We start from the raw sequence: 14,470 nt of genomic DNA, 5'->3' as shown, positions 1-14,470 counted from the left end.
ACCGGTCTCTACAGTGAGGGTTTGTCTTACCCCAGCACAATCAACCGATTCGGCAACTCATTCCTCACCTGCGTCACCGGCACATGAACCTTCAGCAATTCCCCACACGCCTCGATACACGTCACAAACCCCTCCAACGTGCGCCCCTGCCTGACCTGCTCGGTAAACGCCGCCACAATCGCATCCCAACTCTTGTTATCCAGCCGCTTGGAAATCCCTTCATCCACCAGAATCTCCACATACCGCTCCGCCTCGCAGACAAAAATCAGCATGCCGGTGCTACCCACCGTGTGATGCAGGTTCTGCTCAAGAAACTGTCGCCGCGCCAGGTTCGAGGCGCGCCAGTGCCGCACGCGACGCGGTATCAAATGAGTGGTGATTTTCGGCAAACGAAACAGCAGGCACAGCACGATAAACGCACCCCACTGCACCAGCAGCAGACTGCGCAGGGTCAGCCAGCCAGTCAGGTAGTGCACGACGCCCGGCACCACCAGTGCCAGGAGGCTCGCCCACAACAACGGGATGTACGCATAGTCATCGGCGCGCGCCGCCAGCACCGTGACCAGTTCGGCGTCGGTATCGCGCTCGACCCGGGCAATCGCCTCGGCGACTTTGCGTTGTTCGTGTTCGGTCAGTAGTGCCATGTTGGAAAGTGCCTGCTCATTATTCTTCTGATATCACCAGCCGCCGGACGAACCACCGCCGCCGAAACTGCCCCCGCCGCCGCTGAAGCCCCCGCCTCCACCGCCACCGCCAAATCCGCCACCACCGCCGAAGCCGCCCCCTCCTCCGGAGCCACCCCGGCCGGCAGGCAGGATACCGAGCATCTGGCAGACAAACACCGTCAGGATGAACAACATCACCAAAAACACGAACAATGCCGGATGCCGCGAGATGAAATCATCGGACGGATCACCGCTGGATTCATACACCGTCGATGGCTCGTCGAGCGGATTTCCGCCCAGCACCACCAGCATCGCCGCCACGCCATCGCTGATGCCTTTGCTGAAGTTGCCGGCCTTGAACGCGGGGGTTATGACTTGATGGATGATCACCGACGTTTGCGCGTCGGTCAGCCGGTCTTCGAGGCCATAACCGACTTCGATACGCAGTTTGCGCTCGTCACGGGCAACGATCAGCAGCGCACCGTTGTTCTTGTCCTTTTGACCGATGGCCCAATGTCGACCGAGCTGAACGCCGAAGTCCTCAATGGTTGTGCCTTGCAAATCCGGCACGGTAACCACGACCAGTTGCTCGCCGGTGGCCTGCTCGTGGGCCTGCAACTGCTGGCTCAGTTGCGCACGCAGCGACGGCTCGATCATCTGCGCTTCGTCCACCACGCGCCCGCTCAGCGCCGGGAACGTCAACTCGGCCCGGGCGCTGAAGGCGAACAGCCACAGCATCAGCACCAGGCCCATTTTCAACACACGCATGCATACCCCCAGCGTTCCCTTGTAGGAGCTGCCGAAGGCTGCGATCTTTTGATCTTGTTTTTTTACCAACCAACGTCAAAAGATCGCAGCCTTCGGCAGCTCCTACACAGGTGTGTTCTCAGAATTTGACCTGGGGTGCCTTATCGGCATCCGGCGTGGTGGCTTCGAAGGTTTCGCGGATCGGCAAATCGCTGTACATCACGCTGTGCCAGAGACGGCCGGGGAAGGTGCGGATCTCGGTGTTGTACTTCTGCACCGCCAGAATGAAATCGCGGCGCGCCACGGCGATGCGGTTTTCCGTGCCCTCGAGTTGCGATTGCAGGGCGAGGAAGTTCTGGTTGGCTTTCAGATCCGGGTAGCGCTCTGAGACCACCATCAAGCGGCTCAACGCACCGGTCAGTTGATCCTGCGCCTGCTGGAACTGCTTTAGTTTTTCCGGGTTGTCGAGGGTGCTGGCATCGACCTGGATCGACGTGGCTTTCGCCCGAGCCTCGATCACTGCCGTCAGGGTTTCCTCTTCATGCTTGGCATAACCCTTTACCGTTTCCACCAGATTGGGGATCAGGTCCGCGCGGCGCTGGTACTGATTCTGCACCTGGCCCCACGCGGCCTTGGCCTGTTCGTCGAGGGTCGGGATATTGTTGATGCCGCACGCGGTCAGCAACATGGCCAGCACCAGCAGCGTGGCGACCTGTAAACGCGAGCGATAGGTTGGACTTGCATTCATCGCAGTGATGCTCCTTGGCACATATCATTATAAAAACCGAGCGCGAAACATTCTCAGCGGGCTCTTGGGGCATAATCGGCCGCGTCGCTGGATTACGACGGGGCAATGGGCTAAAAAGTGCCCTGCGTGATCATGCTGCCAAGTGTCGGCTGCCGTTTTGGCTCTGTTTCTTTGAGCCTGTACCCGAACAACAATAGTCGCTCCCTAAATTTTGGCTGGCCGGCGTTGCATTGCCGCTTGGGCCCTTGAGAAAAATATTCATGAAGAAGCTGTGTTTGCTGGGTCTGTTCGTCAGCCTGGCCAGTCATCAAGTATTGGCCGCCACGACCCCGGTACCCCTGGAAAACAAGGACGCGTTCATCAGCAACCTGATGAACCAGATGACCCTCGATGAAAAGATCGGCCAGTTGCGCCTGATCAGCATCGGCCCGGAAATGCCTCGCGAGCTGATCCGCAAAGAGATCGCTGCCGGCAACATCGGCGGCACGTTCAACTCGATCACCCGTCCGGAAAACCGTCCGATGCAGGACGCGGCCATGCGCAGCCGCCTGAAGATTCCGATGTTTTTTGCGTACGACGTGATCCACGGTCACCGTACGATTTTCCCGATTCCGCTGGCCCTCGCCTCGAGCTGGGACATGGACGCCATCGGCCAGTCCGGCCGCGTTGCCGCCAAAGAAGCTGCTGCCGACAGCCTCGACATCACCTTCGCGCCGATGGTCGATATTTCCCGCGACCCGCGCTGGGGCCGCAGCTCCGAAGGTTTCGGTGAAGACACCTACCTGACCTCGCGCATCGCCGGCGTCATGGTTCGCGCCTATCAGGGCGCCACCCCGAGCGCGGCTGACAGCATCATGGCCAGCGTCAAGCACTTCGCCCTGTACGGCGCGGTCGAGGGCGGTCGCGACTACAACACCGTCGACATGAGTCCGGTGAAGATGTATCAGGATTACCTGCCGCCGTACCGCGCCGCGATTGATGCCGGCGCCGGTGGTGTGATGGTTGCGTTGAACTCGATCAACGGCATTCCGGCCACCGCCAACACCTGGCTGATGAACGATCTACTGCGTCGCGACTGGGGCTTCAAGGGCCTGGCGGTCAGCGACCACGGTGCGATTTTCGAACTGATCAAGCACGGCGTCGCCCGCGACGGTCGTGAAGCAGCGAAGCTGGCGATCAAGGCCGGCATCGACATGAGCATGAACGACACCCTCTACGGCAAAGAGCTGCCGGGGCTGCTCAAGTCCGGCGAGATCGAACAGAAAGACATCGACAACGCCGTGCGCGAAGTCCTCGCAGCCAAGTACGATATGGGCCTGTTCAAGGACCCGTACCTGCGTATCGGCAAGGCTGAAGATGATCCGGCCGACACCTACGCCGAAAGCCGTCTGCACCGCGCCGAGGCCCGTGAGGTCGCGCGCCGCAGCCTGGTGCTGCTGAAGAACCAGAACGAAACCCTGCCGCTGAAGAAAGACGCAAAAGTCATGCTGGTCGGCCCGTTGGCCAAAGCGCCGATCGACATGATGGGCAGTTGGGCAGCAGCGGGTAAGCCCGCGCAATCGGTGACCCTGTTCGACGGCATGAGCTCGATGATCGGCGACAAGGCGAACCTGATCTACGCCCGTGGCGCCAACATCACCAGCGACAAGAAGGTGCTGGACTACCTGAACTTCCTCAACTTCGATGCGCCGGAAGTGGTCGATGACCCGCGCCCGGCCAACGTGCTGATCGACGAAGCGGTAAAAGCCGCCAAGGACGCTGACGTGATCGTGGCTGCGGTGGGTGAGTCCCGTGGCATGTCCCACGAATCCTCCAGCCGCACCGACCTGAACATCCCGGAAAACCAGCGCGAGTTGATCCGTGCCCTGAAAGCCACCGGCAAACCGCTAGTACTGGTGTTGATGAACGGCCGTCCGCTGACCATTCTCGAAGAGAACCAGTCGGCTGACGCGATTCTGGAAACCTGGTTCAGCGGCACCGAGGGCGGCAACGCCATCGCTGACGTACTGTTCGGCGACTACAACCCGTCGGGCAAATTGCCGGTGACCTTCCCGCGCTCCGTGGGTCAGATCCCGACCTACTACAACCACCTGAGCATTGGCCGGCCGTTCACGCCGGGCAAACCGGGCAACTACACCTCGCAGTATTTCGATGACACCACCGGGCCGCTGTTCCCGTTCGGTTATGGCCTGAGCTACACGCAATTCGCCCTGAGCGACATGGCGCTGTCGTCGACCACCCTGAACGCCACCGGCAAGCTCGACGCCAGCGTCATGGTGAAAAACACCGGCAAGCGTGACGGCGAAACCGTGGTGCAGTTGTATATTCAGGACGTCACCGGCTCGATGATTCGCCCGGTGAAAGAACTGAAGAACTTCCAGAAAATCATGCTCAAGGCCGGCGAACAGAAAGTCGTGCACTTCACCATCAGCGAGGATGACCTGAAGTTCTACAACGCCCAGCTCAAATATGCGGCGGAGCCAGGCAAGTTCAACGTGCAGATCGGCCTGGATTCGCAGGACGTGACGCAGCAGAGCTTTGAACTGCTGTAACCGCAACAACACCGCAAAACTCTGTGGGAGCGAGCTTGCTCGCGAAGAGGCCATCACATTCAACATTGATGTTGACTGTCAGGCCGCATTCGCGAGCAAGCTCGCTCCCACAGTGGTTTAAGGGGACTGACTAGCCGCGGCGGTCGAGGATATTGACCACCACCCGATCCACCCATCCCCAGATCCGCTGCTTGACCCGCCGCCACAACGGCCGGCGCTGCCACTCTTCCAGACTCACTTGCTGACTCAGCCCGAAGTCCTTCACAAAACTCGCCTCTACCGCTGCCGTCAACGACGGATCCAGCGCCTCCAGATTCGCCTCCAGATTGAAGCGCAGGTTCCAGTGGTCGAAGTTGCACGATCCGATGCTCACCCAATCGTCCACCAGCACCATTTTCAGGTGCAGGAAACACGGCTGGTATTCGAAGATCTGCACACCGGCCTTGAGCAGGCGCGGGTAGTAGCGATGCCCGGCGTAACGCACCGACGGGTGATCGGTACGCGGCCCGGTCAGCAGCAGCCGCACGTCGACACCGCGCGCCGCAGCCTTGCGCAGGGAGCGGCGGATTTTCCAGGTCGGCAGGAAGTACGGCGTGGCCATCCAGATGCGTTTTTTCCCGCTGTTCAAAGCGCGAAACAGCGATTGCAGAATGTCGCGATGTTGGCGGGCGTCGGCATACGCCACACGGCCCATGCCCTCGCCCTTGTCCGGTACGCGCGGTAATCGTGGCAGACCGAAATGCGCGGCCGGGCGCCAGGCGCGGCGATAGCGGTTGGCGATCCACTGACGGTCGAAGAGCAATTGCCAGTCGATGACCAACGGGCCGCTGATCTCGACCATCACTTCATGCCACTCGCTGGTGTCATGGCCCGGGGTCCAGAATTCATCGGTGACGCCGGTGCCTCCGACCACGGCCAGACGCTGATCAACCAGCAGCAATTTGCGGTGATCGCGGTAAAAATTGCCGACCCAGCGCCGCCAGTTCAGCCGATTGTAGAAACGCAGTTCGACCCCAGCGTGAGTCAGACGCTGGCGCAGATTGAGGGTGAACGCGAGGCTGCCGTAATCGTCGAACAGGCAGCGCACGCGCACCCCACGCTCGGCCGCCAGTACCAGCGCCTGGACGATGGTTTCGGCACAGGCGCCCGCCTCGACCAGATACAGCTCAAGCTCGATCTGCTCTTGAGCGCCAGCGATCTGCTCCAGCATGCGCGGAAAGAATTGCGGGCCGTCGATCAACAGCTCGAAACGGTTGCCGTCACGCCATGGGAACACTGCGCCGCGCATGTCAGCGCGCCGTGAAGATCAGCACCGCACCCACCGGCACCGACAGACTGATCGCCGACAGGTCGGCGAGTTTGCGCAGGCTTTCCAGCCCCGGCGCCAGATCAAAATCCTCGGCGTTTATCACCAGCGGTTCCAGAGTGACAACTTGAAAGCGCCGGTCATCGAGACGCGTCGCCAGCAGCTCGGCCGGGTATTCGTGTTGCTTGCCATGCAGGTTGACGGTCAGCGGCAGGCGCAATTCCAGTTGCGCACCGGGGGCCAGATCGTTGATCGGGCGCAGATCGATCTGGGTGGTGATGGTCGCTTCGGGGAATTGCTCGATCTGGAACAGCTCCTTACGCATGCGCTCATCACGCAGCGGGATGCCGCTGTTGATCGAATCCAGCTCGACTTCGACTTCGGCGCGACCGTTAGGGTCGACCTTGCCATGCAGCACCAGAAAGCGCTGCACTTCGGAGACATTGGCGTTTTTTGTGCTGACGAACGACAGCCGCGACGACTCGCCGTCAAGATACCAGTTGGCCTGCGCCGGCAGCGCGACGGCGGCGAGCAACAGGCTGGACAGGGTTGCACAGAGGGAGCGGTTGAACATTGAACTCTCGTGGGGCCGATAAACCTGCACGAACCTTAACCGCCTATGCCGTTATTGCAACATCAAGATCAAAAGATCGCAGCCTTCGGCAGCTCCTACAGGGTGGACCCGATCCTGTAGGAGCTGCCGAAGGCTGCGATCTTTTAAGGCTGTAAACGACAGCCTTGGCGTTCGCTCAACCACTGGGCGCTGTTGCTGCGGCCCATGCCGCTGACCGTGATGGTTTTGCTGGCGGGGTCATCGGTAAATGCGCTGGTCGGCAGCCACTGCTTCACATAACCACGGCAATACTCGGCATCGTTGTTCATCACATACCGGCACGAACAATATTCCTTGGCGGTGTATGCGCTGATGATGTCGGGGAAGGCCCACAGGTTTTCGCGCTCGTAGCCGATCCAGCCGAGCAGCAAAACAAGCAGCAACAACAAAAAGCGCTTCATGGCCGCACCGCCTTCAGCACGCGTTTGAGCAGTTCGTTATGGCGGTAGCTGCCATCGCGGTCATCGGCGTAACGCACGATCAGCAGTTTCTCGCTGGGAATCACGTACAGCGCCTGGCCCCAGCGGCCCAAGGCAGCGAAGGTGTCCGGCGGTGCATCGGGCCACGGTGATGCGGCGCCACCGACGGGACGATTGAGCCACCATTGGCCGCCGGGCACGGCTTCGTCCTGATGAGCCTTGTATCCGGCGAAGGGTTCAAGGTTGAACGCGAGCCAATCTTTGGGCAGCACTTGCCGCTCCTCCCAACGACCGTCGCGGGCCATCAGCAACCCGACTCGCGCCAGATCCCGCGCAGTGAGATAAACATAAGAAGAAGCGACAAACGTGCCGCTGGCATCGGTTTCCCACACGGCGTGGCGGATGCCCAATGGTTCGAACAACGCCGTCCACGGATAATCCGCATAACGCTGCGGGCCGACGATAGTTTTCAACGCTGCCGCAAGCAGGTTGCTGTCGCCGCTGGAATAGCGGAAGGCCTGCCCAGGAGCGGCGTAGCTACTGTGGTCGGCGGTGAACGCGGCCATGTCGTGATGACCACGGGTGTAAAGCATCGCCACCACCGAGGACTTCAGCGGCGCATATTCGTAGTCTTCCTGCCAATCGATGCCGGAGGCCCAGTGCAGCAGATCGGCGATTTTTATCGCGGGGTGTTTTTCCAGTGGCGGGTAGAACTGCACAGCCGGGTCTTCGAGTTTGAACAGGCCTTCGCCATACGCCACACCGAGCACGGTGGCCATCAGGCTTTTGCTGATCGACCAGGTCAGGTGCGGGGTTTGCTCGGTGGTCGGGCCGGCGTAGCGTTCGTAGATGATCTGGCCGTCGCGGATGATCAGCAGGGCATCGGTGCGGATGCCTTGGCGAGTAGCGTCATCGCGGGGTGGGAAGGCGTAATTTTCCAGTGCCTCTGGATCGGTGACCTTCGGGCCGGTTGGCCATTCTTCACCCGGCCATTGTTCGGCGTGAACGGTGAAGCTGATCAGCAGCAGAAACAGCAACAGGCCTTTGCACATGAGAAGGGCTCTTGGGGAGAACCTGCTGAGATTAGTCGGGGTTGATGACAGATGTGTGGTGATGATGAGATCGCTTTCGCGAGCAAGCTCGCGAAGGGGCCGATCAATTCACCGCCAAAGCCTTGGCTAGACGCTTGGCCCGAGCCCCCGCAGCCAACTGCATCACGCCTTGATCGCGCTGCCACATCTGCGCCCATTCTGCCGGGCCGTCAGCCAACGCCTGACTCACCTCCCCCTCCAGCGCCGCAAACTGCGCAAATAATCCACCCAGCAACACATGCCCGGCAGGATTATTCGGCGGTTGCCGGCTCGCCTCCGCGCACCCGGCCAACAATGCCAGCAAACGCAATTGCAGCGCCTGCGGCCAGTCACTGTCCTGCCCGACGCCATACAGCCAAGCGGTCATCGCGCTCAATACATAGACGTCCTCAAGCGTACGAAACGGTTTGACGTAGGCGTCCCAACCATCGCCGGCCAACAACTCGCACAACGCGTTATCAAGCTGCAGCCGCCCATGGCTGATGTCTGGCATCAACGGCAGCGCTGGCAGTTTTTTCACGGTCACCCCGGGCTCGCCGGGATAGACCACCGCCAGACTCAAACGCGGCGTTTCACCGGGCTCTTCACTGCGCGCAGCAATCAGCAACCAGTCCGCCGCATCGCCGGCAGTGACGAAATCCTTGCGCCCACTCAGGCGCAAATCGCTCAGCCGCGTCTGCATGTCCGCCGGACGCAAACTGCGCTGTTCGGTCGCACACAAAGCGCCGAGGCTCAGCGGCGCACTCGGCCACAACATGCGCAATGCCGCTTGGTATCCGACCAGAAACGCCAACCCCGGCGTCGCCATCCGCCGCCCGCCCGTGACCGCCAACTCGAACGGTGTGACGTTGCCCAACTGCTGCAACAACGTCGCAAAACCCTCGGCCAGGTCAGCAACGGCGGGCAATCGTTCACGGCTGTGCAGCAGATCTGGCCAGGGCATAAGAGGCTCCTTGTGGGCTGTCATATAAGCATCACCGAACGTTCATGGCGATGACACCGGGGCTACATAGCCTGACTTTGCACAACACGGCTGCATAAAGAAAGTCGATCGGCTGCAACCCACGACGGGTTAAAGGCCCGTACGGAGATTCACATGACTCAGATCGCCCGCATCAGCGACACCGGCAATGAACGCCGCCTGCAAGCCGAACGCCTGATCGGCGCCGAGGCCTTGCAGCAAGCCCAGGCCCTGCGCTTCAACGTCTTCAGCGGCGAGTTCAACGCCAAACTGAAAGGCGCGGAACTGGGTCTGGACATGGATGATTATGATGTTCACTGCAGCCACATCGGCGTGCGTGATTTGAACACCGGCCGTTTGGTCGCTACCACCCGCCTGCTCGATCACACCGCCGCCAGCAGCCTCGGCAAGTTCTACAGCGAAGAAGAATTCAGCCTGCATGGCCTCGCGCATCTGCAAGGCCCGATCCTCGAAATCGGCCGCACCTGCGTCGACCCGGCTTACCGCAACGGCGGCACCATCGCGGTGTTGTGGGGCGAGTTGGCCGAAGTGTTAAATCAGGGCGGTTACAGCTACTTGATGGGCTGCGCGAGCATCCCGATGCAGGACGGCGGCATTCAGGCCCACGCGATCATGCAGCGTCTGCGCGAACGTTATCTGTGCACCGAACACCTGCGCGCCGAGCCGAAAAAACCGCTGCCGACGCTGGATATTCCATCGAACGTGATCGCCGAAATGCCGCCACTGCTCAAGGCCTATATGCGCCTGGGCGCGAAGATCTGCGGCGAGCCGTGCTGGGATGAAGACTTCCAGGTCGCCGACGTGTTTATCCTGCTCAAGCGCGACGAACTCTGCCCGCGCTACGCCAAGCACTTCAAGGCGGCCGTGTGATGAGCCGGCTGCGCGTGTACGCGCGGATCGCGCGGGTGCTGCTGGTGGTGTCGCTGGGCTTGACCATGGCCAGCGTATTCGGCGTATTCGAACGAATTGGTTTGGCACATTCGATGGAGCGGCGTCAGCGCTGGTCGCGCTTCTTCATGGCTCGCCTGAGCAACGCCCTGCCCTTTCGCGTAACCGTGCACGGTGAGTTGCCCAAGCAACCGATGCTGTGGGTCAGCAACCACGTTTCATGGACGGACATTCCGCTGCTGGGGATGCTCACGCCGCTGTCGTTTCTGTCCAAGGCCGAAGTGCGTACCTGGCCGGTGGCCGGTTGGCTCGCGGCGAAGGCTGGCAGCCTGTTCATTCGTCGCGGTTCGGGCGACAGCCAGTTGATCCGCAAGCAGATGACCCGTCACTTGCAGACCGATCATGCGTTGCTGATGTTTCCGGAAGGCACCACCACCGATGGTCGTTCGCTGCGTACCTTTCATGGTCGCTTACTGGCGGCGGCGATTGATTCCGAAGTGATGCTGCAACCGGTGGCGATCCGTTATCTGCGCGATGGCGAAATCGATGCGCTGGCGCCGTTTATTGGTGACGACGATCTGCTCTCGCACCTGATGCGCCTGTTCAGCAACGATTGCGGCGACGTTGAAGTGCACCTGCTCAAGCCGATTGCCTGTCAGGGTCGTGAGCGTGCGGCATTGGCGTTCGAGGCGCAGCAGGCGGTGCAGAAGGCGTTGTTTGGTGAGGTGGCGAAACCGGCTGAACCGCGTCGCGCCGGCGAATTGATTGCCGCCTGAAAACACAAATCCCCTGTAGGAGTGAGCCTGCTCGCGATAGCGGTGTGTCAGTCAATACTAATGTCGACTGACACACCGCTATCGCGAGCAGGCTCACTCCTACATTAGATTTTCTGTGTATGGGGGGATTGTGCGAAGTCCTGAAGTTTTGGGTAGAAAAGCCGGAAGTCTTCGCTCAACGGCTCATACAACCGCCGCAATTCCTGCATCGCCCCCGCCAGCTCCTCCGGCCGGCTCAGTCGCCGCGAGATCCCGCGCAACACCTGCTCCAGCACTTCAAATTCCTGATACGAACCCAGCCAGTCGTTAGCGACCATGTGCGGGGCGATCTTCGCCAGTCGCTCGGGCAGTTGCCGTTCGTGGGTCAGCACCCGATACACATCCGCGGTGAATACCTCCAGCGGCTGATCGGCATACAAACGCCAGTCCCGCGCCAGGCAATGATCGAAAAACACATCGAGAACGATCCCGGCATATCGCCGCCGCGTATCGGAAAACCGCCCCAGCGCGATGTCCACCAACGGATGGCGGTCAGTGAACACGTCAATCCGCCGATGCAGCTGAATGGCCGCTTCCACCTCCGGCGCAAACTGCCCTTGCAGCCGGCCTTTGACGAAATCGCCATACAGACTGCCGAGCAGTTGCCCGGGGCGCTGGCCACCGAGGTGTAAATGTGCGAGATAGTTCATGGGCGCAGCTTAGCACTGCGGCCCATAAGCCATACACCCATGTATCGTTATAACGCGATATACCAATTTATGCTGACGTCAGATCAAAATCATATTGGTGTATCGCGATCTAACGATTTATATTTCGCCACATCGCGATATAGCGTTGTAAACATTGTGAGCACCCTGCCATGAACCTCGACCTCGACGAAATAATAAAAGCCCTGGCGCACCCAGTACGGCGAGACATCCTCAACTGGCTGAAAGACCCGAAGAACGAATTTCCGGAACAGTTGCACAACCACGAGTACGGCATCTGTGCCGGGCAGATCGATCAACGCTGCGGCCTGTCGCAGTCGACCGTTTCGGCACACCTCGCGACATTGCAACGCGCCGGTCTGATCAGCAGCCAGAAGGCCGGTCAGTGGCACTTTTTCAAACGTAACGAGGACGTGATCCAGGCGTTCCTCAGCACCCTCAGTAAAGAGCTCTGACCCTTAACGTCAGTCAGCCGACAAGGAAACAAGCATGCCCCTTTCGCTACTCATCCTCGCCTTGAGCGCCTTCGCCATCGGCACCACCGAATTCGTCATCATGGGCCTGCTGCCCAATGTGGCGGCCGACCTCGGTGTGTCGATCCCCGGCGCCGGCTGGCTGGTGACCGGTTACGCCCTCGGTGTGGCGATCGGTGCGCCGTTCATGGCAATGGCCACCGCCAGACTGCCGCGTAAAGCAGCGCTGGTCGCGTTGATGGGCATCTTTATTGTCGGCAACCTGCTCTGTGCGATTGCCAGTGACTACAACGTGCTGATGTTTGCCCGTGTGATCACCGCTCTGTGTCACGGTGCGTTCTTCGGTATCGGTTCGGTAGTGGCGGCCAATCTGGTGCCGGCCAACAAGCGTGCTTCGGCGGTGGCCCTGATGTTCACAGGTCTGACCCTGGCCAACGTCCTTGGTGTACCGCTGGGCACTGCGCTGGGTCAGCAATACGGCTGGCGCTCGACCTTCTGGGCCGTCACCGTCATCGGTGTGATTGCGCTGATCGGCCTGATCCGCTTCCTGCCGGCCAAGCGCGATGAGGAAAAACTCGACATGCGTGCCGAACTCGCCGCCCTCAAAGGGGCCGGGATCTGGCTGTCGCTGAGCATGACCGCGCTATTCGCCGCTTCCGTCTTCACCCTGTTCACCTACGTTGCCCCGCTGCTCGGCGAAGTCACCGGTGTGTCGCCGCGTGGCGTGACCTGGACGCTGATGCTGATTGGCCTGGGCCTGACCGTCGGCAACATCATCGGCGGCAAACTCGCCGACAAAGGCATGGCCGCCACGCTGATCGGCGTGTTCGTCGCCATGGCCGTGGTCTCCACCGTACTGACCTGGACCAGCGTCGCGCTGATCCCGACTGAAATCACCCTGTTCCTCTGGGCCACCGCGTGTTTCGCCGCCGTACCGGCGCTGCAAGTCAACGTGGTGACCTTCGGCAAAGCCGCACCGAACCTGGTGTCGACTCTGAACATCGGCGCTTTCAACGTCGGTAACGCACTCGGCGCCTGGGTCGGCGGCAGCGTCATCGCCCACGGCTACGGCCTGACCAGCGTTCCGCTCGCCGCCGCCGCGCTGGCCGTGCTTGCGCTGCTGGTGACGCTGATTACTTTCCGTCAGAACGGCAATGCCGATCTGGCCCCGGCAACTAACTGATCACTTTCCACTTACGAGGGTTGTAGACATGGCAACTATTTTTGATCCGATCAAACTGGGCGACATCGAGCTGGCCAACCGCATCATCATGGCCCCACTGACCCGCTGCCGCGCTGACGAAGGTCGTGTACCAAACGCGCTGATGGCCGAGTACTACGTACAACGTGCGTCCGCTGGCCTGATCCTCAGCGAAGCCACTTCGGTGACGCCAATGGGCGTTGGCTACCCGGACACCCCGGGTATCTGGTCCAACGATCAAGTGCGTGGCTGGGCCAACGTCACCAAAGCCATTCACGGCGCTGGCGGCAAGATCTTCCTGCAACTGTGGCACGTCGGTCGCGTCTCGCACCCGTCGTACCTCAACGGTGAAGCACCGGTGGCACCGAGCGCGATCCAGCCAAAAGGTCACGTCAGCCTGGTGCGCCCATTGGCCGACTACCCGACTCCGCGTGCACTGGAAACCGCTGAAATCGCCGACATCGTCGACGCCTACCGCACCGGTGCCGAAAACGCCAAAGCCGCCGGTTTCGACGGCGTGGAAATCCACGGCGCCAACGGTTACCTGCTCGACCAGTTCCTGCAAAGCAGCACCAACCAGCGCACCGACAACTACGGTGGCTCGCTGGAAAACCGTGCACGTCTGCTGCTGGAAGTGACTGACGCCGCGATCGAAGTCTGGGGAGCTGGTCGCGTGGGTGTGCACCTGGCACCGCGTGCCGACTCCCATGACATGGGCGATGACAACCTGGCGGAAACCTTCACCTACGTCGCACGTGAACTGGGCAAGCGCGGCATCGCGTTCATCTGCTCCCGTGAGAAAGAAGGCGCCGACAGCCTCGGCCCGCAACTGAAAGAAGCTTTCGGTGGCCCGTACATTGCTAACGAACGCTTTACCAAGGACAGCGCCAACGAGTGGCTGGCCAGCGGCAAGGCTGACGCTGTGGCGTTTGGTGTGCCGTTCATTGCCAATCCGGATCTGCCGGCTCGTTTGAAGGCGGATGCGCCGTTGAATGAGGCGCGTCCGGAGTTGTTCTACGGTAAAGGGCCGGTCGGTTATATCGACTATCCAGCGCTGTAAGGCATCACGCACAAACGCGAAAGCCCCCGACTTGTGAGAGTCGGGGGCTTTTTTTGTGTTCGCCTGGAAAATGGTTGCGCGGCTGAGTACGTAGCCCCTCATCGGAACACCGCCCGCCCAGCCCTCTCCCAGGGGAGAGGGAGCCGATTTGTGTAGTTTCAAATTCGGAGTTCGGCTGGATTTTTCACGCCGGCGTATCTCGAAAGATCACCCCGGTCAGTCCCCTCTACCTCTGGGACAGG

The 14,470-nt window shown here is 60.7% G+C and carries 15 protein-coding genes; 6 read left to right on the top strand and 9 right to left on the bottom strand.

Annotated features, from left to right (window positions below; all coding sequences use genetic code 11):
* Positions 1–26 precede the first annotated feature (26 nt).
* The 3 genes from FGA82_RS26720 to FGA82_RS26710 form a co-directional block, all read right to left on the bottom strand.
* Positions 27–644: a TPM domain-containing protein gene (locus FGA82_RS26720; RefSeq protein ID WP_038358258.1), complete on the bottom strand. Its 618-nt coding sequence runs from the start codon at positions 642–644 to the stop codon at positions 27–29.
* A gap of 33 nt (positions 645–677) precedes the next feature.
* Positions 678–1,433 carry a TPM domain-containing protein gene (locus FGA82_RS26715; protein ID WP_141129416.1) on the bottom strand — a complete coding sequence of 252 codons (756 nt, stop codon included), beginning with the start codon at positions 1,431–1,433 and terminating at the stop codon, positions 678–680.
* A gap of 118 nt (positions 1,434–1,551) precedes the next feature.
* Positions 1,552–2,160 (bottom strand): LemA family protein, encoded by a 609-nt coding sequence (locus FGA82_RS26710; protein ID WP_141129415.1) that lies wholly within the window; start codon positions 2,158–2,160, stop codon positions 1,552–1,554.
* Between the two features lie 260 nt (positions 2,161–2,420).
* Between FGA82_RS26710 and bglX the strand changes: the two genes are divergently transcribed.
* Complete coding sequence (gene bglX, locus FGA82_RS26705; protein WP_141129414.1) at positions 2,421–4,712, top strand: beta-glucosidase BglX; 2,292 nt, start codon at positions 2,421–2,423, stop codon at positions 4,710–4,712.
* A 130-nt stretch (positions 4,713–4,842) separates the two neighbouring features.
* On the opposite strand, the gene FGA82_RS26695 is transcribed toward bglX, so the two are convergent.
* The 5 genes from FGA82_RS26695 to FGA82_RS26675 all read right to left on the bottom strand — a co-directional run bounded on the left by FGA82_RS26695 (position 4,843) and on the right by FGA82_RS26675 (position 9,084).
* Positions 4,843–6,000 carry a phospholipase D-like domain-containing protein gene (locus tag FGA82_RS26695; protein ID WP_141129413.1) on the bottom strand — a complete coding sequence of 386 codons (1,158 nt, stop codon included), beginning with the start codon at positions 5,998–6,000 and terminating at the stop codon, positions 4,843–4,845.
* A gap of 1 nt (position 6,001) precedes the next feature.
* On the bottom strand, positions 6,002–6,592 hold the full coding sequence (locus FGA82_RS26690; RefSeq protein ID WP_016982797.1) for a YceI family protein: 591 nt from the start codon (positions 6,590–6,592) through the stop codon (positions 6,002–6,004).
* 143 nt (positions 6,593–6,735) lie between these two features.
* A complete protein-coding gene (locus FGA82_RS26685) occupies positions 6,736–7,032 on the bottom strand; it encodes an amidase (protein WP_141129412.1) in 297 nt (98 codons plus the stop codon).
* On the bottom strand, positions 7,029–8,102 hold the full coding sequence (locus FGA82_RS26680) for a serine hydrolase domain-containing protein (protein ID WP_141129411.1): 1,074 nt from the start codon (positions 8,100–8,102) through the stop codon (positions 7,029–7,031). Before FGA82_RS26680 ends, FGA82_RS26685 begins: the two co-directional genes overlap by 4 nt.
* A 103-nt stretch (positions 8,103–8,205) precedes the next feature.
* Positions 8,206–9,084 carry an acyl-CoA dehydrogenase family protein gene (locus FGA82_RS26675; protein WP_141129410.1) on the bottom strand — a complete coding sequence of 293 codons (879 nt, stop codon included), beginning with the start codon at positions 9,082–9,084 and terminating at the stop codon, positions 8,206–8,208.
* A gap of 153 nt (positions 9,085–9,237) precedes the next feature.
* Here FGA82_RS26675 and olsB point away from each other — a divergent pair, with 153 nt between their 5' ends.
* Both olsB and FGA82_RS26665 read left to right on the top strand, forming a co-directional pair.
* Positions 9,238–9,993 carry an L-ornithine N(alpha)-acyltransferase gene (olsB, locus tag FGA82_RS26670; RefSeq protein ID WP_141129409.1) on the top strand — a complete coding sequence of 252 codons (756 nt, stop codon included), beginning with the start codon at positions 9,238–9,240 and terminating at the stop codon, positions 9,991–9,993.
* Entirely contained in the window at positions 9,993–10,787 is a 795-nt protein-coding gene (locus FGA82_RS26665; protein WP_141129408.1) for a lysophospholipid acyltransferase family protein, read from the top strand. The genes olsB and FGA82_RS26665 overlap by 1 nt, the downstream gene beginning before the upstream one ends.
* 104 nt (positions 10,788–10,891) lie before the next feature.
* On the opposite strand, the gene FGA82_RS26655 is transcribed toward FGA82_RS26665, so the two are convergent.
* Positions 10,892–11,476: an ACP phosphodiesterase gene (locus tag FGA82_RS26655; RefSeq protein WP_141129407.1), complete on the bottom strand. Its 585-nt coding sequence runs from the start codon at positions 11,474–11,476 to the stop codon at positions 10,892–10,894.
* A 170-nt stretch (positions 11,477–11,646) separates the two neighbouring features.
* Here FGA82_RS26655 and FGA82_RS26650 point away from each other — a divergent pair, with 170 nt between their 5' ends.
* The 3 genes from FGA82_RS26650 to FGA82_RS26640 are packed head-to-tail and all read left to right on the top strand — an operon-like array spanning position 11,647 to position 14,228.
* Positions 11,647–11,949, top strand: a complete 303-nt coding sequence (locus FGA82_RS26650; protein ID WP_007917068.1) for an ArsR/SmtB family transcription factor — start codon at positions 11,647–11,649, stop codon at positions 11,947–11,949.
* A 34-nt stretch (positions 11,950–11,983) separates the two neighbouring features.
* Positions 11,984–13,150, top strand: coding sequence for an MFS transporter (locus FGA82_RS26645; RefSeq protein ID WP_141129406.1), 1,167 nt, complete (start codon positions 11,984–11,986; stop codon positions 13,148–13,150).
* A gap of 28 nt (positions 13,151–13,178) precedes the next feature.
* Positions 13,179–14,228 (top strand): alkene reductase, encoded by a 1,050-nt coding sequence (locus FGA82_RS26640; RefSeq protein WP_141129405.1) that lies wholly within the window; start codon positions 13,179–13,181, stop codon positions 14,226–14,228.
* Positions 14,229–14,470 lie beyond the last annotated feature (242 nt).

This window comes from Pseudomonas fluorescens (genome assembly GCF_005938625.1).
Lineage (GTDB): Bacteria > Pseudomonadota > Gammaproteobacteria > Pseudomonadales > Pseudomonadaceae > Aquipseudomonas > Aquipseudomonas fluorescens_BD.
Note: the sequence above shows the minus strand (reverse complement) of the source record. Positions and strands in the feature narration are given on the sequence as shown.

Coding starts and splice junctions, on each gene's coding strand:
- FGA82_RS26720 (WP_038358258.1), bottom strand. CDS start 644: ATGGCACTACTGACCGAACACGAACAACGCAAAGTCGCCGAGGCGATT.
- FGA82_RS26715 (WP_141129416.1), bottom strand. CDS start 1,433: ATGCGTGTGTTGAAAATGGGCCTGGTGCTGATGCTGTGGCTGTTCGCC.
- FGA82_RS26710 (WP_141129415.1), bottom strand. CDS start 2,160: ATGAATGCAAGTCCAACCTATCGCTCGCGTTTACAGGTCGCCACGCTG.
- bglX (WP_141129414.1), top strand. CDS start 2,421: ATGAAGAAGCTGTGTTTGCTGGGTCTGTTCGTCAGCCTGGCCAGTCAT.
- FGA82_RS26695 (WP_141129413.1), bottom strand. CDS start 6,000: ATGCGCGGCGCAGTGTTCCCATGGCGTGACGGCAACCGTTTCGAGCTG.
- FGA82_RS26690 (WP_016982797.1), bottom strand. CDS start 6,592: ATGTTCAACCGCTCCCTCTGTGCAACCCTGTCCAGCCTGTTGCTCGCC.
- FGA82_RS26685 (WP_141129412.1), bottom strand. CDS start 7,032: ATGAAGCGCTTTTTGTTGTTGCTGCTTGTTTTGCTGCTCGGCTGGATC.
- FGA82_RS26680 (WP_141129411.1), bottom strand. CDS start 8,102: ATGTGCAAAGGCCTGTTGCTGTTTCTGCTGCTGATCAGCTTCACCGTT.
- FGA82_RS26675 (WP_141129410.1), bottom strand. CDS start 9,084: ATGCCCTGGCCAGATCTGCTGCACAGCCGTGAACGATTGCCCGCCGTT.
- olsB (WP_141129409.1), top strand. CDS start 9,238: ATGACTCAGATCGCCCGCATCAGCGACACCGGCAATGAACGCCGCCTG.
- FGA82_RS26665 (WP_141129408.1), top strand. CDS start 9,993: ATGAGCCGGCTGCGCGTGTACGCGCGGATCGCGCGGGTGCTGCTGGTG.
- FGA82_RS26655 (WP_141129407.1), bottom strand. CDS start 11,476: ATGAACTATCTCGCACATTTACACCTCGGTGGCCAGCGCCCCGGGCAA.
- FGA82_RS26650 (WP_007917068.1), top strand. CDS start 11,647: ATGAACCTCGACCTCGACGAAATAATAAAAGCCCTGGCGCACCCAGTA.
- FGA82_RS26645 (WP_141129406.1), top strand. CDS start 11,984: ATGCCCCTTTCGCTACTCATCCTCGCCTTGAGCGCCTTCGCCATCGGC.
- FGA82_RS26640 (WP_141129405.1), top strand. CDS start 13,179: ATGGCAACTATTTTTGATCCGATCAAACTGGGCGACATCGAGCTGGCC.